This window comes from Agreia sp. Leaf244 (assembly GCF_001422695.1).
In the GTDB taxonomy this organism is placed as follows: domain Bacteria; phylum Actinomycetota; class Actinomycetes; order Actinomycetales; family Microbacteriaceae; genus Agreia.
Window position 1 is genome coordinate 679,907 of record NZ_LMLX01000001.1, and the last position, 24,009, is coordinate 703,915.

The 24,009-nt window shown below is 67.5% G+C and carries 24 protein-coding genes; 12 read left to right on the forward strand and 12 right to left on the reverse strand.

The window, feature by feature from the left end:
- Positions 1-34: 34 nt before the first annotated feature.
- Positions 35-985: an SDR family NAD(P)-dependent oxidoreductase gene (locus tag ASF06_RS03075; RefSeq protein ID WP_055943134.1), complete on the reverse strand. Its 951-nt coding sequence runs from the start codon at positions 983-985 to the stop codon at positions 35-37.
- On the reverse strand, positions 978-1,580 hold the full coding sequence (locus ASF06_RS03080; protein ID WP_157439048.1) for a DJ-1/PfpI family protein: 603 nt from the start codon (positions 1,578-1,580) through the stop codon (positions 978-980). Before ASF06_RS03080 ends, ASF06_RS03075 begins: the two co-directional genes overlap by 8 nt.
- Before the next feature lie 93 nt (positions 1,581-1,673).
- Here ASF06_RS03080 and ASF06_RS03085 point away from each other — a divergent pair, with 93 nt between their 5' ends.
- Positions 1,674-2,018: an ArsR/SmtB family transcription factor gene (locus tag ASF06_RS03085; RefSeq protein WP_235500870.1), complete on the forward strand. Its 345-nt coding sequence runs from the start codon at positions 1,674-1,676 to the stop codon at positions 2,016-2,018.
- On the opposite strand, the gene ASF06_RS03090 is transcribed toward ASF06_RS03085, so the two are convergent.
- Positions 1,969-3,048, reverse strand: coding sequence for a DNA topoisomerase IB (locus ASF06_RS03090; protein WP_055943144.1), 1,080 nt, complete (start codon positions 3,046-3,048; stop codon positions 1,969-1,971). The two genes, ASF06_RS03085 and ASF06_RS03090, sit on opposite strands and share 50 nt — an antisense overlap.
- 117 nt (positions 3,049-3,165) lie before the next feature.
- On the opposite strand from ASF06_RS03090, the gene ASF06_RS03095 reads away from it, so the two are divergent.
- Complete coding sequence (locus ASF06_RS03095; RefSeq protein WP_055943146.1) at positions 3,166-3,624, forward strand: nuclear transport factor 2 family protein; 459 nt, start codon at positions 3,166-3,168, stop codon at positions 3,622-3,624.
- Between the two features lie 30 nt (positions 3,625-3,654).
- Positions 3,655-4,014: a nuclear transport factor 2 family protein gene (locus tag ASF06_RS03100; protein ID WP_055943150.1), complete on the forward strand. Its 360-nt coding sequence runs from the start codon at positions 3,655-3,657 to the stop codon at positions 4,012-4,014.
- A 20-nt stretch (positions 4,015-4,034) separates the two neighbouring features.
- Here ASF06_RS03100 and ASF06_RS03105 read toward each other — a convergent pair whose 3' ends face one another.
- From ASF06_RS03105 to ASF06_RS03140, 8 genes are all read right to left on the reverse strand, one after another.
- A complete protein-coding gene (locus tag ASF06_RS03105) occupies positions 4,035-4,613 on the reverse strand; it encodes a hypothetical protein (RefSeq protein ID WP_055943154.1) in 579 nt (192 codons plus the stop codon).
- A gap of 77 nt (positions 4,614-4,690) precedes the next feature.
- Positions 4,691-5,557, reverse strand: a complete 867-nt coding sequence (locus ASF06_RS03110; RefSeq protein WP_055943157.1) for an NAD-dependent epimerase/dehydratase family protein — start codon at positions 5,555-5,557, stop codon at positions 4,691-4,693.
- A gap of 101 nt (positions 5,558-5,658) precedes the next feature.
- Positions 5,659-6,051 (reverse strand): AraC family ligand binding domain-containing protein, encoded by a 393-nt coding sequence (locus ASF06_RS03115; protein ID WP_055943161.1) that lies wholly within the window; start codon positions 6,049-6,051, stop codon positions 5,659-5,661.
- Positions 6,051-6,479 (reverse strand): cupin domain-containing protein, encoded by a 429-nt coding sequence (locus ASF06_RS03120; RefSeq protein WP_055943163.1) that lies wholly within the window; start codon positions 6,477-6,479, stop codon positions 6,051-6,053. Before ASF06_RS03120 ends, ASF06_RS03115 begins: the two co-directional genes overlap by 1 nt.
- Positions 6,480-6,564: 85 nt before the next feature.
- On the reverse strand, positions 6,565-7,386 hold the full coding sequence (locus ASF06_RS03125; protein ID WP_055943166.1) for a phosphoenolpyruvate hydrolase family protein: 822 nt from the start codon (positions 7,384-7,386) through the stop codon (positions 6,565-6,567).
- 24 nt (positions 7,387-7,410) lie between these two features.
- On the reverse strand, positions 7,411-8,754 hold the full coding sequence (locus tag ASF06_RS03130; protein WP_235500871.1) for a Tm-1-like ATP-binding domain-containing protein: 1,344 nt from the start codon (positions 8,752-8,754) through the stop codon (positions 7,411-7,413).
- A gap of 315 nt (positions 8,755-9,069) precedes the next feature.
- Positions 9,070-10,080 carry a LacI family DNA-binding transcriptional regulator gene (locus tag ASF06_RS03135; protein ID WP_055943169.1) on the reverse strand — a complete coding sequence of 337 codons (1,011 nt, stop codon included), beginning with the start codon at positions 10,078-10,080 and terminating at the stop codon, positions 9,070-9,072.
- Positions 10,081-10,161: 81 nt separating this feature from the next.
- Positions 10,162-11,187: a LacI family DNA-binding transcriptional regulator gene (locus tag ASF06_RS03140; protein ID WP_055943172.1), complete on the reverse strand. Its 1,026-nt coding sequence runs from the start codon at positions 11,185-11,187 to the stop codon at positions 10,162-10,164.
- A gap of 228 nt (positions 11,188-11,415) precedes the next feature.
- Here ASF06_RS03140 and ASF06_RS03145 point away from each other — a divergent pair, with 228 nt between their 5' ends.
- From ASF06_RS03145 to ASF06_RS19645, 6 genes are all read left to right on the forward strand, one after another.
- Positions 11,416-12,903: an ADP-ribosylglycohydrolase family protein gene (locus tag ASF06_RS03145; protein ID WP_055943176.1), complete on the forward strand. Its 1,488-nt coding sequence runs from the start codon at positions 11,416-11,418 to the stop codon at positions 12,901-12,903.
- Positions 12,904-12,992: 89 nt separating this feature from the next.
- Entirely contained in the window at positions 12,993-14,324 is a 1,332-nt protein-coding gene (locus tag ASF06_RS03150) for an ABC transporter substrate-binding protein (RefSeq protein ID WP_055943179.1), read from the forward strand.
- A gap of 131 nt (positions 14,325-14,455) precedes the next feature.
- Positions 14,456-15,430, forward strand: a complete 975-nt coding sequence (locus ASF06_RS03155) for a carbohydrate ABC transporter permease (RefSeq protein ID WP_055943183.1) — start codon at positions 14,456-14,458, stop codon at positions 15,428-15,430.
- A 2-nt stretch (positions 15,431-15,432) separates the two neighbouring features.
- The gene (locus tag ASF06_RS03160) at positions 15,433-16,224 is read left to right on the forward strand and encodes a carbohydrate ABC transporter permease (RefSeq protein ID WP_055943187.1); all 792 of its coding nucleotides are present in this window, start codon (positions 15,433-15,435) and stop codon (positions 16,222-16,224) included.
- Positions 16,221-17,918: a hypothetical protein gene (locus ASF06_RS19640; protein ID WP_055943190.1), complete on the forward strand. Its 1,698-nt coding sequence runs from the start codon at positions 16,221-16,223 to the stop codon at positions 17,916-17,918. Before ASF06_RS03160 ends, ASF06_RS19640 begins: the two co-directional genes overlap by 4 nt.
- Positions 17,915-19,078: a glycosyltransferase WbsX family protein gene (locus ASF06_RS19645; RefSeq protein WP_162237675.1), complete on the forward strand. Its 1,164-nt coding sequence runs from the start codon at positions 17,915-17,917 to the stop codon at positions 19,076-19,078. Before ASF06_RS19640 ends, ASF06_RS19645 begins: the two co-directional genes overlap by 4 nt.
- 3 nt (positions 19,079-19,081) lie before the next feature.
- Here the strand turns inward: ASF06_RS19645 and ASF06_RS03175 are convergent, their stop codons facing one another.
- Positions 19,082-20,095: a LacI family DNA-binding transcriptional regulator gene (locus tag ASF06_RS03175; RefSeq protein WP_326940829.1), complete on the reverse strand. Its 1,014-nt coding sequence runs from the start codon at positions 20,093-20,095 to the stop codon at positions 19,082-19,084.
- Positions 20,096-20,332: 237 nt separating this feature from the next.
- Here ASF06_RS03175 and ASF06_RS03180 point away from each other — a divergent pair, with 237 nt between their 5' ends.
- Genes ASF06_RS03180 through ASF06_RS03190 form a run of 3 tightly spaced genes read left to right on the forward strand, consistent with a single transcriptional unit; the run spans position 20,333 to position 23,977 of the window.
- Positions 20,333-21,892 carry a sugar ABC transporter ATP-binding protein gene (locus tag ASF06_RS03180; protein WP_055943199.1) on the forward strand — a complete coding sequence of 520 codons (1,560 nt, stop codon included), beginning with the start codon at positions 20,333-20,335 and terminating at the stop codon, positions 21,890-21,892.
- Positions 21,889-22,929, forward strand: coding sequence for an ABC transporter permease (locus tag ASF06_RS03185; RefSeq protein WP_200920294.1), 1,041 nt, complete (start codon positions 21,889-21,891; stop codon positions 22,927-22,929). Before ASF06_RS03180 ends, ASF06_RS03185 begins: the two co-directional genes overlap by 4 nt.
- Positions 22,922-23,977 (forward strand): ABC transporter permease, encoded by a 1,056-nt coding sequence (locus tag ASF06_RS03190; RefSeq protein WP_055943202.1) that lies wholly within the window; start codon positions 22,922-22,924, stop codon positions 23,975-23,977. The genes ASF06_RS03185 and ASF06_RS03190 overlap by 8 nt, the downstream gene beginning before the upstream one ends.
- Positions 23,978-24,009 lie beyond the last annotated feature (32 nt).

Genomic DNA, 24,009 nt, shown 5'->3' on the forward strand with positions numbered 1-24,009 from the left:
ATCGCCCAGAGCGACGGCGACCCGCAGCCGGGCGCTACATCAGCGCCCGGCTCCCCAGCTCCCACAGCCTCTGCGCGTTGTCGGGGTCGACGGCATAGCGGGCGACACCGGTCGAGCGGCCCTCGCCGCTGTCGACGACCTCCGACTCCTGATTGTCTTCGAAGTATCCACCGGTGACGCCTGCGACGAGCGGCGACGCCGCGAGCAGAACGGTCGTGGCGGCTCCCTGGGCAGGAGTCTTGAAGAACGACTGCTCGATCCGATTCCCGTCGTCATCCATGGCGCCCATCGCCCTGAGGGTGTCCTCGTCGAGGTGGCGCTGCAGCTTGGTCGTGATCCAGCCCGGCATCACCGAGTTCGCTGTGATTCCGTCTGCCGCCCAGGTCGAGGCGATACCCGTTGCCATGAGCACGTCTGCCGTCTTTGACTGCGAATATGCGTTCCATCTGTCATAGGGCCGGTCGACGTACTGAGGATCACCGAAGTCGAACGGAGCCCTGAGGTGTGCGCTCGAGCTGACGACGACCACCCGACCTCCGGCCGACGCCAACGCCGGATGGAGCGCCCGGGCCAGAGAGAAGTGCCCCAGGTAGTTGGTCGCCAGCTGCAGTTCCCAGCCGTGCTCGTCGACCTCCCTGGTGGGCAACGCCATGACCCCGGCGTTGGCTACGAGGCCATCGAGACCGTCCTCCCAGCCGTCGACGAATCGGGCGATGCTCGCCGGCTGCGCGAGGTCCAGTTGCCGCACAGGGATCCTCGCCGTCAGGTCGCCATCCAGGGAGGACAGGGCCGCGTTCGCCCTGTCCACGTCACGCACTCCCACGATGACGCGTGCACCACGCCGCGCGAGGGCCGCTGTCGCCTCGAAGCCGATACCCGAAGCCCCGCCCGTGACGACATAGGTCCTGCCATCGAGGTCCACTCCGTCGAGAATCTCATCGGCTGTCGCCCCGGCGTCGAACGGCGTCGTCACACGCTCACTCATGGGAAGCTCCAGCACCTTTCTCGCCGGCCAGTCGTACCATGAAGCGTGCAAGCTCGAGGGGCATGTCGCCCGGCTTGCGCGCCGTGATGAACTGCCCGTCTTCGACGACGGGCTCGTCGATGTAGTGGCCCCCCGCCTCCCTGACCTCGGGCGCCACATCCTTCCACGACGTCATACGACGGCCTTCGACGAGGCCCGCAGAGATGAGGACCTGAGGACCATGGCACACCGCGCCGATCAGGCGTCCCGTCTGGGCGAAGGCGGACGTGAACGCGAGAGCTTCGGGAAGATCGCGCAGCTCCGAGGGCGCCAGCCCGCCGGGAATGAACAGCGCGTCGTAGTCATCCGCGTCCGCATCCGCTATCGCCTGGACGCCCGTGCGCAGCGCGAGCCCCTTGTATCCGCTCACTTCGGTTCCTCCGGGCGTCAGCACGTCCACGTCATAGCCAGCCTCCGTGAAGCGGTAATACGGGTAGAAGAATTCGACATCCTCGACCAGGTCGGCGGTGAGAATCGCGATCCTGCCGCGCGGTCTGGTTGCACCCCTGATGGCGGCTCGGTTGTCAAGAACACCGATATCGGTGGTCGTCGTCATGGTGATCGATCCTTTCGAGGGGGTGACCCTCACTATGCAATAAAACGTTTGACGTTTATCAAACCTTTTCGATCATGCGCTATAGTTTTAGATATGTCAAACGATGTGAAAGCGGAGATGTTCCCCACTCCCCCGACAGAAGCCATCGATCTCGTGACCGTGCTCAAGGCGCTGGCGGATCCTGCCCGACTGTCGGTCGTCACGCGCCTCTCGGACGGCGAGTATCACCCGTGCACACCGGACGAGTACGGGCTGTCGCTTCACAAATCCACCCTGTCCTTTCACTTCAAGACGCTCCGAGAGGCGGGCGTGACCTCGACCCTCGTCGAAGGACGCAACCATGCGGTGAGGCTCAGGCGGGAGGATCTCGACGCGCGGTTTCCTGGATTCATGACCGGGATTCTCGCTGCTGCCGGCTCGCCTCGGCCAACCGCGTGAGCTCCTGAACGACCGAGGCCACCACGCCATCGTCTTCGAGCAGACTTCGGAGGTCACCCCTGCCCGATGACGAGATGGATGCTGCGACAGCCGCGGCTACCGCTGGACTCTGGCCCGCCTCCAACGCCTGGGGGTGCACGTACGATCGCCGGGCGACCTCGCGCGTGTTTCCCAGAAGGTACGCGGCGACGTCGTAGGCCATCAGATCGGGGCGTCGAGTTCGCAGGGCGACGGGCGATGAGGCTCCCGCGCTGATCGCTGCGGCTGCCGCCGTTCCACCCCAGGTTCTGAACGTCCTGGCCGTCGCGGGGGCGGCCGTCGCTGCGTGGATGTATGAATTCACCGCGGCGCTCCCGACGGTTCTTTCACCCGCCTCCGTGTGGATGGAGAACAGGGGCGCATCGGCGTGGAGTTGTTCGTCGACCAGCCGGGCGACGATCTCGGCGACGTACGGGTCGTCGATGATCAGATGCCAGGGGCGGTGTTCCTTGCCGATGAACCTGAACTCGATCTCTGTGCCGCTGACGTGAACGTGCCTCGACGTCAGCGTCGTCAGACCGTAGGTGTGATTGTCACGGGCATACCGGTCCGACCCCACCCGGAACAGACCACGATCGATGAGGCGCACCGCCGCCGCTACCGCGCGCTTGACCCTCTGCTCGGCGCCATCGCCCGTCAGATGTTTTAGATGCCAGTCGACCTGCGTGCGAAGCGTCGGGATCGCACCTCCGAACACCAGAAGATCGGCGAACTTGCGCTCCGCCGCCTCCTGCTCCGCGAAGGTGGAGTACCGGTACTGCGTACGGCCACGGGCGTCGACGCCCGTGGCCTGGATTCGAGCCTCGGGATCCGTCGACGCCCATACCTCCCGCCACGCGGGCGGAATTCGAAGGGCACTCAGCCGAAGAAGGGTGGGCTCATCCGCAACGGGTCGTGCGTCGTCGTCGGTCCATCGGAGAGCCGAACCGGCCGAACGATGAAGACCCGGAGCCCGACACAATCGCGTCGCGGACTCCTGCACTGACATCATGCTTCACCGTATCGAAACGGCGCGACCGAGACCGTACGTCAAATGACGGTTGTCCTGCGTATGACTCTCGCGAGACAGTGATGCGGTGAACACGCCATTACTCCTCGGACACGCATCATGACCTCCGACGACTGGGGAACCGACCGCCAGGCCATCCGAGACGTCGTCGACCGGTACGCCCACTTCGCCGACCGGCGACGCCCCGCAGAGCAGGCCTCCGTCTTCACGTCCGACGGCACGGTACTCCTGTATGGAGGCGACCCGAACGTCACGGCACCCCTGCAGACGGTGTCGGGCACGGAAGAACTGACGTCGACGTTCGCGGGGCTCATAGCCCAGTACGACGCGACGACCTACCTGAATGGCCAGACCACGCTCCAGCGAACGGGCGAGCTCACGGCCACGGGTGAAACGTACTGCATGGCATATCACCTCCTCCACGACGAGGAGCAGCGCTTTCTGCTGACAATGGCCATCCGTTACCTCGACAGCTTCGCCAAGGTCGACGGATCGTGGCTCATCGCCGAGCGCAAACTGATCTTCGACTGGACAGACCGCCGTCCATCGCAGCCCTGACCCACACGACACACGACGAGAGCAGAGATCATGACCGAACAGATCGAGACACTGATGAACGCGAACCTCCACGAGGTTTTCGGCCAACGCGACCCGGCGCTCCGCCGCCAGGCGATCGAGCGAACCTACACCGAGGATGTCGAGTTCCTCGACCCGGATGAGATCGTCGTGGGCTACGACGCACTCGACGCGAAGGCCGGAAAGCTGCTCGCCGACGCGCCCGGGTTCGTCTTCTCCGCCGCAGGGAAGGTCTACGTGAACCACGACATGGGCTACCTGGCCTGGAACCTCGGTCCCGAGGGCCAGCGGCCCGTGGTGCGAGGTCTCGACGCATGCTTCGTGCGCGACGGCCGAATCGCCAAGGTGTACACCATCCTGTTGAACGACTAGACCGAGACGGCGGCGCGTGCTCAGCGCGCGAGGAGCCGCCCGCCCGTGAACGCCGCCGTCGCGTCGAGGATCGTCTGCACGGGCACGTCGATTCCCGCCGAGCCGATGCGGAAGCCCTTCTTCGCCAGCAGCCGGAAGATGCCGGGCTTGATAGTGGTCTGAACTCCGGGGCTGTCGGGGGTCACGCCCGGCACCGTGCGGAAGATCGCGATGCGGTGCTTGCCCCGCTTCTGCACCGCGATCGACTCGATCGCCTGCCAGGGCAGAACGAGCACGCCCTGCGGGATGGTGGCGTTCAGGCCGGTCGCGTCGATCGTCAGCACGGTTCCGGCCGAGGCCCGCTCGCCCGCCGTCTGCGCGGTTCGCACCGCCAGGTAGACCATGTAGCTGAGCGTGATCAGAAAGGGCAGTGCGGCGAGCACGCCGGAGCCGAAACCCGACAGCGACGCCATCATTGCGGTGACCAGCACGGCGACGAACGCGATCACCACGATGAACCCACTGATGAAGGCGAGCGGAAGACGGAACGCCTTCTTCACCGCCTCGGGGTCGGTGCCGACGACGAGGGGTGGAAACGTGGCGATGCTCGCATCAGTCATGGGCTCAGTATGGTCTCGATACGGCTGCGGCGTTCCTGGAGTCTTTCCTGCGGGCGGCGTCTGCAACCGCGCTGCCGTCACAGGTCGAGCGCCGCGAGACCCTCTCTCCACAGGTGCTGCGGCTCGAAGCCGAGCTTCTCGCGCGCCTTGTCGATCGACATCAGCGTCTCGAACTCGCCCAGCGACTTCGTCACGGGCGTTCCGGGGAACGTTATCTCGGCGAGCTCGGCCGACGGGATCGACAGTCCGGTGTCGGACGCCGCGATGTTGTACACCTCGAAGCCGGGCTCGGCTGCGGCGAGGGCGAGAGCGACGGCAGCTGCGCCATCCCGCGCGTCGATGTAGCTGAACAGCAGATCGCGACGATACGCGGGATCGCCGGCGCGCTCGAAGCTGCCGTACTCCTCGGCGTTGATCACGTTCGTGAAGCGCAGCGCCGTGATCGAGAGCTCGTCGTTCCAGCGCACGAACTGCCCGGCCATCGCCTCCTCGACGACCTTGCCGAGGCCGTAGGTGTTGTTCGCCGCACTCACGTTCTCGTCGAGGGGCAGGGATGCCGGCGGCTCGTCGAAGGGGAAGCCCATGGCGGTGATGCTCGACGCGTAGACGATGGTCGTGATGCCCGCGCGGAGAGCGGCGAAGAACACGTTGAACGACACCGTGACGTTGTTGTGGAACGTCGTCGCGTCGGGCACCAGCCCGTTCACGGGGATCGCGGCAAGGTGCACGAGCGCGTCGATTCCGCTGTGCCGCGCGGTGACCCCGAGCATGCTGTCGAGCGTCTGCCCGTAGTCGGTGAAGTCCACGGTCGTGAACCGGAGTCGAGGGTCGACGGCCGGCGAGCCCGCGAGGTCGAAGCCGATCACCTCGTGGCCGTCGGCCAGAAGTCGGTCGACGGTGGCCCGTCCGAGTTTGCCGGAGCTTCCGGTGACGGCGATGCGCATGGGGTGTGTCCTTTTCTTAGGTGTTTCCCTTCGACAGGCTCAGGGAACGGAGGCGACAAGCTCAGGGACCGGCTCGTTCCCTGAGCCTGTCGAAGGGCAGGTCAGCGGGCGGGGAAGTCTCGAGGAACCGGCGCGGCCGGCACGTCGTGCCCCGCCGCATCCGATTCGCTCTCGTGCAGGTGGCCGACCAGGCCGCCGGCCGGCAGCCCGCTCTCGAGAAAGAAGCCGCGCAGCGTCTCGTAGACCTCGACGATGTCGTGGCTGTCGCCGGCCTGGGTGAGCACGATGTCACCCGCCTGCACATACTGCTCGGAGCCCTCGAGCAGAATCTTGCCCTTGCCCTCCCAGATCATCCAGACCTCGTCATCGTCGTGGTGGTGCCGCTCGAAGCGGCCGCCCTCCGTGGCGACGACGAAGCGCCCGATCGAGGCGATGCCCGTCCAGTCGGGTTTCGTATCGGGGTTGAGCCAGGAGCCCGGCGCGATGATCGGCATCAGTTCAACTGGCTCCAGAGCGGTGCCGTGCCGGGGTCGAGGGTGCGCGCGTCGGGCAGACCATCGAGGCCGGTCTCGGCGCCTCCGGGCGTGTAGGTGACCGAGAGCCGCAGGGGCCGCCAGGTGGTGTTGTAGGTGGAGTGCTGCGTGGCCTTCGGGATATACACCGCATCGCCCTCGCGAATCGGGAACGCGGGGCCGTCGCCGACCGTCTGCTCACCCTCTCCGGAGATGACGTAGATGACCTCGTCCTCGCCCGGGTGATCGTGCGGTGCGTGGCCCTGACCGGGGTAGATGATGACCTCGCCGACGGTGAGCTGCGCTCCCTCGTCGAGGTGCGGGGTGACCAGCCACTTGATGGTTCCCCAGCCGAAGGTGCGGGTGGGAACCTCGTCGGGGCGACGGCCGGACTGTGCTGACGTGGTCATGCGTGAAACTCCTTCTTCTACGGGGGGGGGGCGGATGCCCTTCGACAGGCTCAGGGAACGGTCCGTTCCCTGAGGCTGTCGAAGGCTAGAGAGTGATGTTCTTGAACTCTTCGATCTGGGCCTTGATGGCGCGCTCGGTGGGCAGGCGCTCGGCACTGGATGCGCCGAAGAACCCGGCGACACCGGTCGTGTTGGCGAGAACGTAGGCCGCATCCTCGGGTTCGGCGATCGGGCCGCCATGGCAGAGCACGATCACGTCGGGGTTGATCTTCACGGCCGCGTCGCGCATCTCCTGCACGCGGCCGACGCAGTCCTCGAGCGTCAACGCCGTGTGTGCGCCGATCGTGCCTGCGGTGGTCAATCCCATGTGCGGAACCAGCACATCCGCCCCCGCCTCGGTCATCGCGATCGTCGATTCGACGTCGAACACGTAGGGCGAGGTGAGCAGCTCGCGCTCGGCGGCGAGGCGGATCATGTCGACCTCGAGGTCGTAACTCATGCCCGTCTCCTCGAGGTTCTGCCGGAAGACGCCGTCGATGAGTCCCACCGTGGGGAAGTTCTGCACCCCTGCGAAGCCCATGCGTTTGAGGTCGTCGAGGAAGTTCTCCATGATGCGGAAAGGGTCGGTGCCGTTGACGCCCGCGAGCACCGGGGTGTCGCGCACGATCGGCAGCACCTCGCGGCTCATCTCGACGACCACCTGGTTGGCGTCTCCGTAGGCGAGAAGTCCCGACAGCGAACCGCGACCGGCCATGCGGTAGCGGCCCGAGTTGTAGATGATGATCAGGTCGACTCCGCCGGCCTCTGCCGACTTCGCCGAGATGCCGGTGCCCGCTCCGGCGCCGATGATCGGCTTGCCCTGGGCGATCGTGGCGCGCAGGCGCTCGAGTGCGGTGGCTCTGTCCATGGTCGGTGTCCTTCGGTTCGTCGTTCAGTTCTTCGTGATGAGCGCGTGCAGTTCGTCGGCGGCCTGTCGACCGAACAGCGGATCGTTGATGTTGGCGTCCAGATCGAGCACGGTCACGGCGGATCCCTCCACAGCGGCGGTCACGTTCTCGATCAGGGCCTCGTCGGCCGCCACGTCGCGGAACGGCTGGCCCGCGGCATCCAGCGCCGAGACGCCCCCGTGCGGGATCATCAGGATCGTCGGCGACTCGGCCGCGGCGAGCTTGGCGCCGAGCGATCGGCCGAGCTCGGCGTTCTCGTCGACGGTCGTGCGCATCAGCGTGATCGTGGGATTGTGCACGAAGAAGTGCCGGTCGGCGAACTGCGCCGGCACGGTCGCCTCGGGTCCGAAGTTGACCATGTCGAGGGCGCCCAGGCTGACCACCTGCGGTGTTCCGGATGCTCCGGCGGCGGTCACCCGGTCGGGTCCGGCCGTGAGGACACCCCCGACCAGCTCGTCGGCGAGTTCGGTGGTCGTGAGATCGAGCACCCCGACCAGCATGTTCGAGCGGGCGAGCGCCTCCAGCGCCCTGCCCCCGGAGCCTGTGGCATGGAAGACGAGCACCTCGTAACCGAGCTCGTCGAGTCGCTCGCGCGCGGCATCCACGGCCGGGGTCGTGACACCGAACATCGACGCCCCGATGAGCGGTCGCTCCCCGCCGCCGCCGTTCGCTGAACCGCCGCTCGCTGAGCCTGTCGAAGCGCCGCCTCCGTTCGCTGAGCCTGTCGAAGCGCCCCCGCGCCCCGCGTACGCCGCAGCCATCCCCGCTGCCGCCGCGGCCGCGTTGCCGAGCACACTGCGCGAGATCTGGTTGATGCCGGCGATGTCGACGACGCTGTACATCATCGTCACGTCGCTGGCTCCGACATAGGGAGACACGTCTCCGGAGGCCATGGTCGACACGATGAGCTTCGGCAGTCCGATGGGAAGATCGCGCACCGCCCGGGCGGCGATCGCCGAGCCGCCACTGCCGCCGAGGGCGAGCACCGCGTCGACTCCACCGTCGGAGAAGACCTGCGCGAGCACGGCGGCGGCCCCCTCTCCCATTCGGGCCACAGCCGCACCCCGGTCGTCGCCGTCACGCAGCGCGTCGATCGTTGTGCCGGCCGCTTCGGCCACGGCTGTCTGCGGGAACGCGACGGCGCCCGTGTAGCCGTGGGGGTCGCGGATGCCCGCATCCACCGCCACGACCGCGACGCCGAGGGCGACGAGCTGCTCGGACATCCATTGGTACTCGGCGCCCTTGGTGTCGAGCGTGCCCACGAGGGCCACGGTCGGCACGGCCGAAGCCCGGGTCTCTGCCGCCTGCCCGGTCGAAGTGTCGGTCACGGTCTCTCTCTCGTCGTCGTGAGGTGCCGCCTGGCCCGCTGTTCGCGGAGTGCACGTCGTTGTGATCGCGCCCTGGAATGCGGCGCTCCCTCATCTTCGAACAGATATTGAAACGTGTCAACCGACGAACCATGAGGCTTGAGCCAGAGCGATGACAGCTGCGGCGACTTCTTCCTACCGAGAACGCACTTCCGGTCAACGAAACCGTCATCACGCGAGTGACGCTCGCATCAACCTGGCCCGAGATGTCACACATGGCGACTTCTCGCCGCCCGAACCCGCCATCTCTGGCGTTTCAGCGCGGAGTCAGCCCGCTCAGCCGGCGGTGCTCGCGCGCACCACGAGCTCGGGCTGGAACACCACCTGCTGCGGAGGCGCCGACGGATCCTCTGCCTCGGCCAGCAGGATCTCGACCGCGGTCCTGCCGATCAGCGCGCTCGGCTGCCGGATGCTCGACAGCGGCACCACGGCGGCGCTCGCAAAGTCGATGTCGTCGTAGCCGATGAGCGCGATCTGCCCGGGAACCGCCACGTCGGCCCCCTGCATCGCGAACGCCTGCAGCAGTCCCATCGAGACGAGGTCGTTCGCCGCAAAGATCGCGTCAGGGCGATCACCGGGCGCTCGCCCCACGATGTCGGCTCCCGCGGCGCGGCCGGCCAGAACGCTCAGCGCGTCGATCTCGATCACCTCGAGCGAGGCATCCGGATGCGCCGCGACGGCCGCGCGGGCACCCTCGAGTCGGTCGGCGACCTGGCGGATGCCCATGGGCCCGCCCACGAAGGCCAGCCGGCGCCGACCGAGCGAGAGGAGGTGCTCGACCGCGAGGCGTCCACCCGCGAGGTCGTCGACCGACACCGAGCTGAACGCTCCGTCGGGGCTCGAGCGGTCGACGAGCACGGCCGGTATGCCGCGCTTCTTCAGCCGAGAGAGACGCTCGCTGATATCGGCGTAGGCCGAGATCACGACCCCGTAGACGCGCTGCTGCTCGAACAGGTCAAGGTAGGTGGCCTCGCGCGCCGGATTCTCGTCGCTGTTGCCGAGCGTCACGGTGAGTCCGGATGCAGACGCCTCGTCTTCGGCTCCGCGGGCCAGGTCGGTGAAGAACGGGTTGCGCACGTCGAGCACGACCATGCCGATGGTGCGGCTGCGACCGTTGCGCAGTTGCCGGGCGGCGTCGTTGCGGATGAAGCCGAGCTCGTCGATGGCGCGCTGCACGCGCTCCGCCGACGCGGGCGAGACCTTCTCCGGATGATTGAGCACGTTCGACACCGTGCCGACGGAGACGCCGGCGCGCTGGGCGACGTCTCTCACGCTCGACGCTGACATGGTTCTCACCCTAGGGCCCCGCCCGCCGATCGCCCGGCCACGACGCTGGGCTGCACCGAGGAACTCATCACCGGGCCCTCGTCACTCTTCCGGGTCGGCGAAGCCCGCCGTCGACTCCCTCACCACGAGTTCGGGCTGGAAGAGAACCTGCCGATGCGTGTGGCCGTCGGGCGAATCGACCTCTTCCTGTATCAACGAGACGCCCATGACGCCGAACATGGCGCCGGGCTGGCGGATCGTCGACAGCGGCACGACGGCCGCGGTGGCGAAGGCGATGTCGTCATAGCCGATGAGAGCGATCTCGTCGGGAATCTGGATGCTGTGCGACATGACGAAGGCCTGGATCAGCCCGAGGGCCACGAGGTCGTTGGCGGTGAACATGCCGTCGGGCCTGCGACTGCGATCGCGATCGAGGATCTGCTCGCCCACGCTGCGGCCCACACCGACGGTCAGCTCGGCCGTGTCGATGACCTCGAGGGTGGCTTCGGCGACCTCGTCGACCGCCCGGCGGGCACCGGTGAGGCGATCCTCGATACCGATGATGCTCACCGGCCCTCCGACGAAGGCGATTCGTCGTCGGCCGATGTCGAGGAGATGCTTCACCGCCAGATACCCGCCGTGCTCGTCGTCTCCGGCGACGGAGCAGAAGTCGTCGAGACTCACACGGCGTTGCACGAGCACGGGGGCGATGCGGTGCTGTCGCAACTGCTTGAGGCGCTCGGTCAGGTCGTCGATCGGCGCCAGGAAGACACCCTGCACCCGCTGCTCTTCGAACAGGTCGATGTAGCGCAGTTCGCGTTCGGCGCTCTGGTGGGAGTTGCCGACGATGAGCATACGACCGCCGACCTCGGCCTGGTCCTCCGCGCCGCGCGCCATGTCCGCGAAGAAGGGGTTGCTCGAGTCCTGCACGATCATGCCGATGGTGCGGCTGTTGCCGGCACGCAGCTGTCGGGCCGCGTCGTTCCGAACGTAGCCCAGTTCCCGGATGCCCTCGAGGACTCGGGCCACCATGTCGGCATTGACGGTGTTCGGTCGGTTCAGCACATTGGAGACCGTTCCCAGGGATACGCCCACGTGCTCGGCTACGTCACGGATGCTCACGACCATGTGCTGCCCTCCCCGAGCCCGCCATCGGCCCCCGAGCGGCTCCGCGGGCAACGATTCGATAAAGCTCTTGTCACCGTCACCGGCGTGTGCAATCATAACTCGTGAATCGTTTCATGAATCGTTTCATAGAACGTTTCAGCCAAGAATCGTCGAAATTGCATTCGCCGAAATTGGTTTCGTCGAAACTCGGCCGAGAGCCGAACCCCTACTGATGAGAGGCACCTGACGATGGCGTCACGAGAAAAGATCCTGGGCTGCTGGCTGGGCAAGGCCGTGGGCGGAACCCTGGGCCAGACCTTCGAAGGCCTGTCCGGGCCCCTGTCCGCAGACTTCTACTACCCCGTTCCCGAGGAGATGGTGCCCAACGACGACCTCGATCTGCAGGTGCTCTACGCGTGCATCATCGACGGCCTCGAGACCCCTGTGGTCGACCGGCACATCCTCGCCGCCTCCTGGGCGGATCACGTCGAGTTCCCCTGGAACGAGTACGGAGTCGGCATGCGCAACCTCGCCGAGGGGCTGCGGCCTCCCTACACCGGGTCGTTCGACAACTGGTTCACCTGCGGCGAAGGGGCGGCGATCCGCAGTGAGCTCTGGGCCTGCCTGGCTCCGGGAGATCCCGACCTCGCCGCCGCCTACGCCTACGAAGACGCGTGCTTCGACCACGCGGGCGACGGCATCGTCGCGGCCCAGTTCCTGGCCAGACTGCAGTCGCTGGCCTTCGTCGAGTCCGACCCCGACACCCTGCTCGACGGCGCGCTCGCCGGAATCCCCTCCGACAGCGGAATCCACGCGGTCGTCACCGACACCCGCGCCTGGGTGGCGGAAGGTCTCGACTGGCTCGAGGTGCGCGAGCGCATCATGGAACGCTACGGGCGCAGCGACTTCACCGACGTGCGTCCCAACACGGGATTCGTCGTGCTGGGCTGGCTCGCCGGCGCCGACTTCTCGGAGCGCATCTGCATCACCAACAACTGCGGCGAGGACTGCGACTCGTCGACCGCCTCGCTCGGCGCCCTGCTCGGAATTCTCGACCCCGGCTCCATCGACCAGAAGTGGCTGGCCCCCATCGGCCGCGACCTCGTGCTCAACGACGAGATCACCGGCATCACTCCCCCCGCCACGATCGACGGCTTCACCGACCTCGTTATCGACCTGGCCGAACGCCTCGGGGGCCGAGCACCCGAGCCCGAGCTCCCCGCCTTCGACGCCGGTTCGCACGCCATCCCCGTGCAGCTCGGCTGGTACAACACGACGTTCGGCAAGTGGGACATCCGCGACCAGACTGAACTGCCGCCGATCGGCTCCGCGTCACCCGCCGCGCAGGTCGACTTCGCCCCGGCCACCCTTCCGGGCACGTGGGTCACGAAGCCCCGCGAGGAGTTCGAGGACCGCATCCTCGTTCTCCGCTACTCGCTGACAGGCCGCGGCCGCGAGAACGTGCGACTGATGTTCAACAGCACCGAGCACTTCAGGGTCTGGCTCGACGACGAGTTCCTGTTCGGGGCCCAGGGAAGCCAGTACATGTTCCCCGCCCCCCACGCCGCACCCGTCGGCCAGACCCACGACTTCACGCTGGGCGACGGCGTGCACGACCTCGTCATCGCCGTGCGCAAGCCGCCTGCCGAACGAGCCTCAGCCGAGTGGGTCATCGGCCTGGTCGAGCTGCCGAGCGCTCTCTGGATCGAGAACGCATTCGCGCCGGATCGCGGCTGAAGCCTGCCCCGACAGGGCATCCATACGTACCCTTGGCCGCAAGGGTGCTCTTCCCGAATACACCGAAGTAACTGGAGGACGACAACACCATGAGAATCACCCGCATCACGAAACGACGGGCAGCGCTCGCGCTGGCCCTCGGCGTCACCGCAACGCTCGCCTTCTCGGCGTGCAGCACCGGCGGCGACACCCCGACCGACGGCAAGACCACCGTGACCTTCTGGTCGTGGAACCCCGACGAGACGACGGCCGAGCCATACATCGAGGCCTTCGAGGCCGAACACCCCGACATCACGATCGACCACCGCTTCATCCAGTTCGCCGACTACACCAGCGCCACCCAGCTGGCCCTGACCTCGGGTTCGGGGCCGGATGTCTTCGGCACGCAGGTGGGCGCGCTCACCGAGCAGTTCGCCCCGCTCTCCGCCGACCTCACCCCGTACCTCGAAGAGACGGTCGGCGCGGACTGGTCGGACAAGCTCACGGCGACGGACCAGCTCGCCGTCGACGGCAAGCAGGTCGGCGTTCCGTGGATGATCACGGGTGGAGGCCTCGTCTGGGCCAACCAGACGCTCGTCGACTCGCTCGGACTGACCGTGCCCACCACCGCGGCCGAACTGAAGACGTTCTGCGCAGCGGTCGAGGCTGCGGGCAAGGACTGCATGGAGCAGGGAGCGAAAGACTCCTGGCAGAACATCGACGTCTACCAGTCGATCATCAACCAGATCGCGCCCGGCGACTTCTACGACGCGGTCTCCGGCGACGCCTCGTTCGACACCCCCGAGTTCGTCGAGGCGTTCGACGTGTGGAAGAGCCTGTTCGATGACGGCATCTTCCAGGACGGCGCCCTCGGAGCCGCGGCCTACCCCGACGCCAACGACGCGTTCCACAAGGGTGGGGCGGCACTGATCGCTTTCGGCAGCTGGCAGAATTCCGACACCACCACGACGCGACTCGGCCAGTACGTCGACACCTACGGCGACCCCGCGCTCGCCGACACCGAGTTCGTGCCCTACTTCTTCCCGCAGGTCGTCGACGGCGGAAAGACGGGAACGATGTTCGGCGGTCCCGATGTGGGCTTCGCCGTCGCCTCGAGCAGCAAGGTGAAAGACGCCGCGGCGACCTTCGCCCTGTGGCTCAGCGCGAGCGACGCCGGCCAGGAGCTCATGGCGAAGAGCGTGCAGCAGCCCGCCCTCGCCTCCGTGCCGCTCGACCTGAGCGACGTGGTGACCGACACCCAGAAGTCCGCGCTCGAGGCGCAGGGGCCGGCCCTCTCCGACATGATCGGTGCCCGACAGATCTCGAGCGCCGACGTGCAGACCGCCCTCGGAGACGCCCTCTCGGCCGTCGCCTCGGGCCAGCAGAGTTCGGCGGATGCTGCGAAGGCCGTCGACGACGCGATCACGGCCGCCTACAAGTAGCGCTCCGCCGACCCGAAAGCGGCGGTGTCGCGGGCCGGGCCCCCTCCCGGCCCGCGGCACCGCCGCGGTCCCTCGACCTCCCCCGACACCCCCCCACCCCCACGGCACCACCCGACGAAGGCGACAAGTCAATGACGATGAGCCCCACCCTCGACACCTCCGACCCGGAGGACGGAACCGGCACCCCCGGCGACTCGCGCGCGAGACGCGGCCACGGGCATCCACCCACCCGACGGCCGAAGCGACGCGGCGGCCGCTCCGCCTACCTCTACGTCCTGCCCGCCCTGATCCTGGTGGTGGGCGTCGTCTACCTCGGCATCGGCTACAACGGGTGGGTCTCCACCCTCGACTGGAATGGCATCGACCCGAACCCCGAGTCAGTGGGCTTCGACAACTACGTGAAGATCTTCAGCGACAGCATCTTCTGGGACTCGCTCTCGCACGTCGCCATCTTCGGCGTGATCGTGATCCTCGTGCAGATGGCGCTGGGGCTCACGATGGCACTCGTCTTCAGCGGCCCGATCTTCGGCAGCAACATCTACAAGATCATCGTCTTCGTGCCGGTCATCCTCTCTCCGGCGGCCGTGTCGATCGCTTTCCGCCAGCTGCTCAGCCCCGACGGTCAGGTCAACGAGGCGCTGCGGTTCATCGGCCTCGACGTTCTGACGAACGCCTGGATCGCCGACCCGAAGACGGCACTCATCGCCCTCGCCGTGATCAACATCTGGCAGTGGACGGGATTCAGCTTCATCCTGTACCAGGCCTCGGTGAGCCAGATCGACCAGAACCTCTACGAGGCCGCCCAGATCGACGGCGCCGGAACCTGGCGGATCATCCGGTCCATCGTCATCCCCCAGCTCAAGGGAACCCACGCGACGCTCGCACTCACGGGCGTCATCGGCGCCCTGAAGACATTCGACATCGTGTTCCTCGTGACGGGCGGAGGCCCTGGCCGCAGCACGGAGTTTTTGACCACCTACATCTACAAGCAGGCCGTGCAGCAGTTCAACTCCGGCTACGCCGCGGCGCTCGCCATGGTTCTGCTGGTGCTCGCCCTCACTCTCACCGCATTTCAGATGCGGGCCTACCGCTTCGGAGAGGACTGATCATGTTCGGACGCGTATCCCTTCGACAGAGGCTCGTCTACCAGGTGGTGGCGACGGTGCTCGTCATCCCCTTCCTGTTCCCCCTCGTGGCCATCGTCGCGATCTCGTTCTCGGGGCAGGGGCCACTGGCCAACTACACGGCCGTGATCACTCAGACGCCGTTCTTCACCTTCCTGCTGAACAGCGCGGTGATCTCGGCGGGCACCATCGCGCTCATCTACGCGGTGACCATGCTGGCCGGCTTCGCCTTCGCGAAGCTCAGGTTCTCGGGCCGCAAGCTCCTCTTCAACGCGATCCTCGTGGGTCTCGTGCTGCCGAGCATCGCCCTGATGGTGCCGATGTTCATCATCGTGCGCCAGCTCGGCCTGTTCAACAACTTCCTCGCGGTGATCCTGCCGCTGAGCGCGGTGACGGTTCCGCTCACCCTGCTCCTCGCCCGCAACTACCTCAACGGAATCCCCGACGAGGTGATCGAGGCGGCGAAGATCGACGGGGCCACGAGCTTCGGCACCCTGGTGCGCATCGTGATCCCCCTCTCACGCCCGATCACCGCGGTGATCATCGTCTGGGCGTTCCTGCAGGCATGGAACGAGTTCTTCCTGCCCCTGCTGTTCCTGCAGGATCAGAACCTGCAGGTGCTCACCCAGGTGCCCCAGTTCTTCACCAGCACCTACGGCTCCGACGTGCCCAAGATCTTCGCCGCCCTCGTGCTGGTCTGCCTGCCCATCGTGATCACGTACCTGCTGCTGCAGAAGTTCTTCGAGAAGGGACTGACGGCGGGTGCCGTCAAGTGAGTGACGGCGCCGAGGCGTTCGCGCGGGGCATCCTGCGCGAACGCCTGCGTCTCGCGACCGCTCAACTCGCCTCGAGCACGCCCTACAGCGATGACCTCGTGGTGCAGGATGTCGAACACCGGCCGGGCGCGCACCGCCTGTTCCAGGACTACCGCGGCGATCTGTCGGGCCGTTACCTCGGAGCCGTCGCCGTGGCCCACCGCGAGCGCCTGCCCGTCGACCTCGACAAGGCGCACCGCATTCTCGACCGCGTGATCGCCGCCCAGAACCCCGACGGCTCGTTCGGTTCCCCCGCGCTGCCCGCCCTGGCCCGCGATCACGGCGCCGCGTGGGGGCACGGCCGACTGCTCGACGGCCTGCTCTCGAGCGTCTCGTGGGTGTCGGCCGAGAGGGCCGACCGTCTCGGCGACGCGATCGATCGTCTGGCGGGCCACGCCGTCGCATCCGCCGCCGGCTGGGTCGACTGGCTCTCACGCGAACCGTCGCGCAAGTTCCTCCTCGACCCGCTGTCGCTGGTGCGTCCACTCGCCCGGTTCGCCGGCCTGCGCGGCGATGACCGGGCGATGGATGCGGCCCGCCGGCTCGTCGAGGCGGCTCCCGCGATCGTCGATCGGCTGCACCTGCACGGGCACCTGCTCTTCTTGCGAGGTCGCCTCGAGGTCGCCGTCGCCCGCGACGACTGCCAGGAGGTCGATGCGGTGCGCGGGCAGGCCGACGAGGTCGCGGCCCGGTTCCTGCTTCCGAGCGGCTCGGCCCTCGAGAGCCTGTCGACGCCGTGGGACATCAACACCGAGGGCTGCGGCACCGCTGACTGGGTGATGCTCTGTCTCGAGCTCGCCGAGGCGACCGGCCTCCATCGATTCCGCGAGCGCGCCTGGCTGGCCGGCCTCAACGGTCTTGCCCACGCGCAGCAGGCATCCGGTCATTTCGGCTGCGAGACGCTCGTCGGCGACGGTCCGCTGCTCGCCCTCGACTACGCGCCCGAGGCCTGGTGGTGCTGCACTTTCCACGGCATCGAGGCGCTCGGCGCGCTGAGCCGGTCGCTGGCGCGAGTGGATGCGACGGGCGGGTTGGTCGTGAATCAGCCGCTCGACGCCGTGGTCGAGTCCGCCGAGGGCGACGTGCTGCTCGAGGTCGCCGGCGGCTACCCGTTCGGCGATCGCGTCGAGCTGCGAGCGGGCGCCGCCCTGCCGCAGGGCAGCGGTCTGCGGCTGCGGATCCCCGAGAGCGTGACGGTGTCGTTCTCGACGGGGCGCCTGGAGGCAGGCTGGCTGATCCTCGACGCGCTCGAGCCGCACTCCGTCGTCGTCGTCGAGGTGTCGCCCGCGCTGTGGTTCGATGTCGCGGGAACCGCCTCGACGCCGCCGTTCGGCAACACGACGTCGGGCGCACCGGAGCTCGGCGAGACCCGGGTCACCCTCTTTCTCGGGCAGCTCGCCTACGCCGCGAACGCGCACGAGAACGACGCGGAAGACCTCGTGCGCGCCCGAACCCTCGTGCTCGACCCGTCGCATCCGGTGCTGCAGCGCGGCGACGCGCCGGGCGAGTATGCGGTGCGAGTGGCCGGCCGCAACGAGTTCGGCACCACCGTTCGGCTGGCGCCGCTGGTCACGAGCGAGCTCGCGAGGAACGCGCGGATGACGCGCCTCGGCTTCGCCGGCATCGTCGCCGAGCACAGCGGGGCGCACGCGTGAGGGCGCCGCGCGAACGGGCCGGCGACGCTCGACGGCCGACCGTGCTGGCGTACTACTTTCCGAGCTGGCACGACGACCCGCGCAACGCGGCCTGGTTCGGCAAGGGCTTCACCGAGTGGAGCCTGCTGCGCGACGCGCGCCCCCGCTTCCCCGGCCACAGGCAGCCTCGGGTGCCCGCACTCGGCGAATGGAACGAGGCCGATCCCGAGGTGGGCGCGCGGCAGATAGAGCTGGCGACCGAGAACGGCGTCGACGGCTTTCTGATCGACTACTACTGGTACGACGACGGCGGCTACCTCGAGGGCGCCCTGCGCGACGGACTGCTGCGGGCCCCCAACGTGGGCGACATGACCTTCGCCCTGATGTGGGCCAACCACGAGCTCGTCGACATCTTTCCGGCGGCATCGGCAGACGCGCCTCCCCCTCGACTCGCCACCGGAGCGATCGACCGCGCGGCCTTCGAGCGCTTCGGCAGGCACATCATCGCCGAGTACTTCACCCATCCGTCGTACCTGCGCGTCGACGGCAAGCCGTGGCTCTCGGTCTACGAGATCGGTTCTCTCATCTCGGGGCTCGGCGGCGTGGCCGAGACCGTCGACGCGCTCGATTGGCTCCGCGCCGAGGCGGTCTCGAGCGGCCTGCCCGGTGTCCATCTCGATGCGGTGATCTGGGGATTCGGCGTACTGCCGACCGCGGTCGTGCTCGACGATCCCCTGTCACTTGTGACGAAACTCGCGTTCGACTCGGCCACGTCGTATGTGTGGATGCACCACGTCGACGTCGACGCGCACGACTTTCCCGCGGGCGACGCCGACCGGCTGCGACGGGAGGCGTTCGCCGACTACGAGCGCACCGCGGCCGCGCTGACCGTGCCCTTCCACCCCAACGTCACGGTCGGCTGGGACTCGAGTCCGCGCACCGCGCAGCAGCTGCCCTACGAGCGCAGCTCCTACCCCTTTCTCACGACCTGGGACGCGTCCCCTGCGCAGTTCGAGGCCGGCCTCGTCGAGGCGAAGTCGTTCGCCGACCGACACGGCGGCCCGCATCCGATCGTCACCATCAACGCGTGGAACGAGTGGACGGAGGGGTCGTATCTGCTGCCCGACACCACTCACGGCATGGCCTACCTCGACGCGGTTCGTCGGGTGTTCGGGCGCTGACGATCAGGCCGGCACCCGCGTGCTCTCGCGCGCCATGAGCTCGGGCTCGAACACCACGTGCTGGAATTCGGAGCCCGCCGTGCCGTCGATCTCCGCGGTCAGCAGCTCGGCGGCGGCCTTGCCCATTCCCCACGTCGGCTGGCGCACCGACGAGAGGGGAACCGCCGCCGATGCGGCGAAGTAGATGTCGTCGTAGCCGATGATCGCGATGTCGTCGGGCACGCGCACGCCCGCCCGGGTGAGCGCCTGAAGCACCCCGAGGGCGAGCAGGTCGTTGGCCGCGAAGATCGAGTCGGGCCGCTCGGAGGGGTCGAGGGCGAGCAGTTCCTCTGCCGCATCCCGACCCGCGTCGGCCGACATGTAGGGGCGCTCGATCACGCGCAAGGGTGCGATTCCGGCCTCGGAGAGAACGGACTGGGCCCCGTGCAGGCGTTCGCTCACCTGCACGACGGCGCTCGAGCCCCCGATGAATGTGGGCCTCACCCGACCGATGTCGACGAGGTGCTGGAGTGCTATCTGCCCTCCCCTGCGGTCGTCGACCGACACAGAGCTGAAGTCGCCGATGCCGCCGAACCGGTCGACGAGCACCACGGGCGTTCCGCGGCGGCGCAGGCGCTCGAGCCGGTCGGTGGTGCGGCTCACCGGGGTGACGAGCAGGCCGGCGACCCGCTGCTCCTCGAACAGATGCAGGTACGACTCCTCGCGGGCGGCGTCTTCGGCACTGTTGCCCAGGATGAGCGAGCGCGACGAGAGGGCAAGGGTGTCTTCGACCCCGCGGGCGAGGTCGGTGAAGAACGGGTTGCCCACGTCGAGCACCATCATTCCGACCATGCGGCTCTGCCCCACCCGCAGCTGTCGGGCGGCGTCGTTGCGCACGAAGCCCAGCGTCTCGATCGCCTCGAGAACACGCTTCTCCGTGCCGGGGGCGACCTTCTTGGTGCCGTTGAGCACATTCGACACCGTGCCCACCGACACCCGGGCCAGGGCGGCCACGTCACGCACATTGGCGGCGACCATCATTCATCCTCCGGAAGGCGGTTCTTCGACACCGCGCAGGGAGCACGGCGACCAGCGGACACGAGGATGATCGGGATACAACCTTGTATCGATTCACCCCACCATACAGAGCGGATGGCTCGGCGCAAGGTTGCGAACTGGTAACGGCCTTGACGCTGCCGCTCCCGTCGCCGTAGGGTTCCAACAGATTCGAGTTATATCGATTCAATCGTCCTCAACGTGGAGGTGCGCCAGCCCATGGCGAATGAAGTCCAGCACGGCATCGAGCCGCCCCCGCCATCGGGCACCCCCGCATCCGGCACGCCAGCGCTCTCGCTCACCGGCGCATCCAAGACCTTCGGGCCCGTCGTCGCACTCGCCGACGGAACCATCGACCTGCGGGCCGGCGAGATCCACGCCCTCGTCGGCGAGAACGGCGCCGGCAAGTCGACGCTCGTCAAGATCCTCGCCGGCGTGCATGCCCCCGACGGAGGCGACTTCGAGGTGGGCGGCGTCGCCGTCTCGTTCAAGACGCCCGCCGACAGCAAGGCCGCCGGCGTCTCGGTCATCTACCAGGAGCCGACACTCTTCCCCGACCTCACCGTCGCCGAGAACATCTTCATCGGACGCCAGCCGCGAAACCGCGCCGGCCTCATCAACCGCGGCGAGATGCGCCGCATGGCCCGCGAGCTCTTCACCACGCTCGGTGTGCCCATCGACCCCGACCGCATCGCCGAGGGCCTCTCGATCGCCGACCAGCAGATCATCGAGATCGCCAAGGCCATCTCGCTCGACGCGAAGGTGCTCGTGATGGACGAGCCCACCGCCGCCCTCTCGGGCGTCGAGGTCGACCGGCTCTTCGGGGTCGCACGGGGCCTCCGCGACAAGGGCGCCGGCATCCTGTTCATCTCGCACCGCTTCGAAGAGGTCTTCGCGCTCTGCGACCGCATCACCGTGATGCGCGACGGCCGCTACATCGGCGTGCACAACACCACCGACGTGACCGTTCCGCAGATCGTGAAGGAGATGGTCGGGCGCGAGCTCGGCGCCCTCTTCCCCAAAGTGGATGCCCCGGTCGGCGAGACGGTGCTGTCGGTCGAGGGTCTCACCCGGCTGGGCACGTTCCGCGACATCTCGTTCGAGGTGAAGGCGGGCGAGATCGTGGCGCTCGCAGGTCTCGTGGGAGCCGGGCGCACCGAGGTGGTGCGCGCCGTCTTCGGCATCGACCGCTACGACTCGGGCTCCGTGACGCTGCACGGCAAGGCGCTCGCCCCGCACAATCCACAGGCCGCGATCACCGCCGGCATCGGCTTCGTGCCCGAGGACCGCCGCAAGCAGGGCCTGGTCATGGACCTCTCGGTCGCGAAGAACGCCACGCTCACGCTGCGCAAGGCGCTCGCCCGCTTCGGCCTCATCTCGGGCAACCGCGAGCGCCGCACCGCCGAGGACTGGTCGAGCCGGCTTCAGGTCAAGACCGGGTCGCAGGACTACGCGGTGTCGACCCTGTCGGGCGGAAACCAGCAGAAGGTGGTGCTGGCCAAGTGGCTCGCCACCGAGCCGACGCTGCTGATCGTCGACGAGCCCACCCGCGGCATCGACGTGGGAACCAAGAGCGAGGTGCACCGCCTTCTCTCCGACCTCGCCGGGCGCGGCATCGCCATCATCATGGTCTCGTCCGAGCTGCCGGAGGTGCTCGGCATGGCCGACCGCATCCTGGTCATGCACGAGGGCCGCATCACGGCCGAACTGCCTCGCGCCGAGGCCACCGCCGAGCGCGTGATGAGCGCCGCCACCTCGAGCCTGGAAGGCGCCCTGTGAGCATCGACACCGCACGTCCACCCGTGCACACCGACCACGGCGGCCCGCTTCATGCCGTTCGGGGCTTCTTCCGCTCCCGCGAGATCCCGGTCGCCGGGGCGCTGATCGCGCTCGTGATCATCACCACGGTCATCAACCCGCGCTTCCTCTCGCCGCAGAGCGTCAAAGACCTCATGCTCAACGCGACGATCGTGATCATCCTCGCCGTGGGCCAGGCGCTCGTGATCATCACCGAGAACGTCGACCTCTCGATCGGCTCGATCCTCGGCCTCGTGGCCTTCGGCACCGGCACGCTCTTCAACGCGTGGCCCGGCGTTCCCATCCCCCTCGTCTTTCTCGCCGGGATGCTGTTCGGCGCGGTTCTCGGGGCGATAAACGGATTCCTCGTGACGGCCGCGAAAGTGCCCGCGCTGGTGATCACCCTCGGAACGATGTACATATTCCGCGGCATCCTCACGAGCTGGGCCGGCTCGAAGCAGTACTTCTCGGGCGACAACCCCAAGGCGTTCGGCAACCTGAGCGTGGATGTCTTCCTCGGCATTCCGATCATCACGATCGTGGCCATCGTGGTCGTCATCGCGGTGGGCATCTTCATGCACTCGGTGCGGGCGGGTCGCGACCTCTACGCGATCGGCAGCGACCGGGATGCCGCACGGCTGTTCGGAATCGCCGTCGGGCCGCGCGTGCTCGCCGCGTTCGTCGCATCCGGGGCACTGACCGGCCTGGCCGGCGTGCTCTACACCTCGCGCTACAACTCGGTGGGCGCGCTCACCGGATCGGGCCTGGAGCTCGACGTGGTGGCGGCCGTGGTGGTCGGAGGCGTCGCGATCTCGGGAGGAACCGGAACCGTCTTCGGCGCGGCCATCGGCGCCGTGCTGCTGTCGACCATCACGAGCTCGCTGACCGCGACCCGGGTCGACAAGTTCTGGCAGCAGGCCTTCGTGGGCATGCTCATTCTGGCCGCCATCATCGTCGACCGCGCCGTGTCGGTGCGCAACGCCCGCAAGCTTCGAGTGAGTGAGTCCCGCGATGTCTGAAACACTGAGCCCGAACATCGTCAAGGCCCGCAGCGGCCTCGCGAAGCGCCTCACCGGCAGCGACGCGATCATCATCTACATCCTCGTCGCCGTGATCATCGTGTCGATGATCTCGGTGCGGTTCTTCGCCTCGACCCTCACCGTGGGCTTCCTCTCCATCCAGGTCATCCCCATCCTGCTCATCGCGATGCCCATGGCCCTGGTGATCATCTCGGGCGAGATCGACCTCTCCGTCGCCTCCATCGCCGGCCTCACCAGCGCGGTGATGGGCGTGCTCTGGCGCGACTCCGGCTGGGACATCGGCATCGTGATCCTGGTCTCGGTGCTGGTCGGCGTGGTCTGCGGCGTCTTCAACGGCTTCCTCATCACGACCCTCGGCCTGCCGTCACTCGCGGTGACGATCGGAACGCTCGCCCTTTATAGAGGACTCGCCCTCGTGGTGATCGGCGACCAGAAGGTGGCGAACTTCCCGAAAGAGCTCAACACCTTCGTGCTCTCGAAGATCGGCGCGACCGGAATCCCCGTGGTCATGATCTTCGTGGTCATCATCATCGCGTTCTTCGCCGTGCTGCTGCACTTCACCCCGTTCGGCCGCGGCCTCTACGCGCTCGGCTTCTCGAAGGAGGCTGCCACGTTCGTGGGCATCCGGGTGGGACAGGCCAAATTCTGGCTGTTCGTGGGAACCGGCGTCGTGTCATCCATCGTCGGTGTCTTTCTCACCCTGCGCCTGGCGAGTGCCGGCCCCGACAACGGAACCGGCATGGAGCTCAGCGTCATCGCCGCCGTGCTGCTCGGCGGCGTCTCGATCTTCGGCGGCAAGGGGTCGATCCCCGGAGTCGTCGGGGGAGTGCTGCTCATCGGGGTTCTCACGTACTCGCTGCGCCTTGCGAAGGTGCCCGAGACCGCCCTCATCATCGTGACCGGAAGCCTGCTCGTTCTGTCGGTCGTGGCCCCGAGCATCGTCTCGTGGGCGCGCGAACGACTGCGGCTCGCCCGCGTCCACCGAGTCGTCCAGCAGACATCGTCTTCTGGTTCACCCCACGCCTAAAGCACCAGGCGTCCGCACCACATCACACGAAA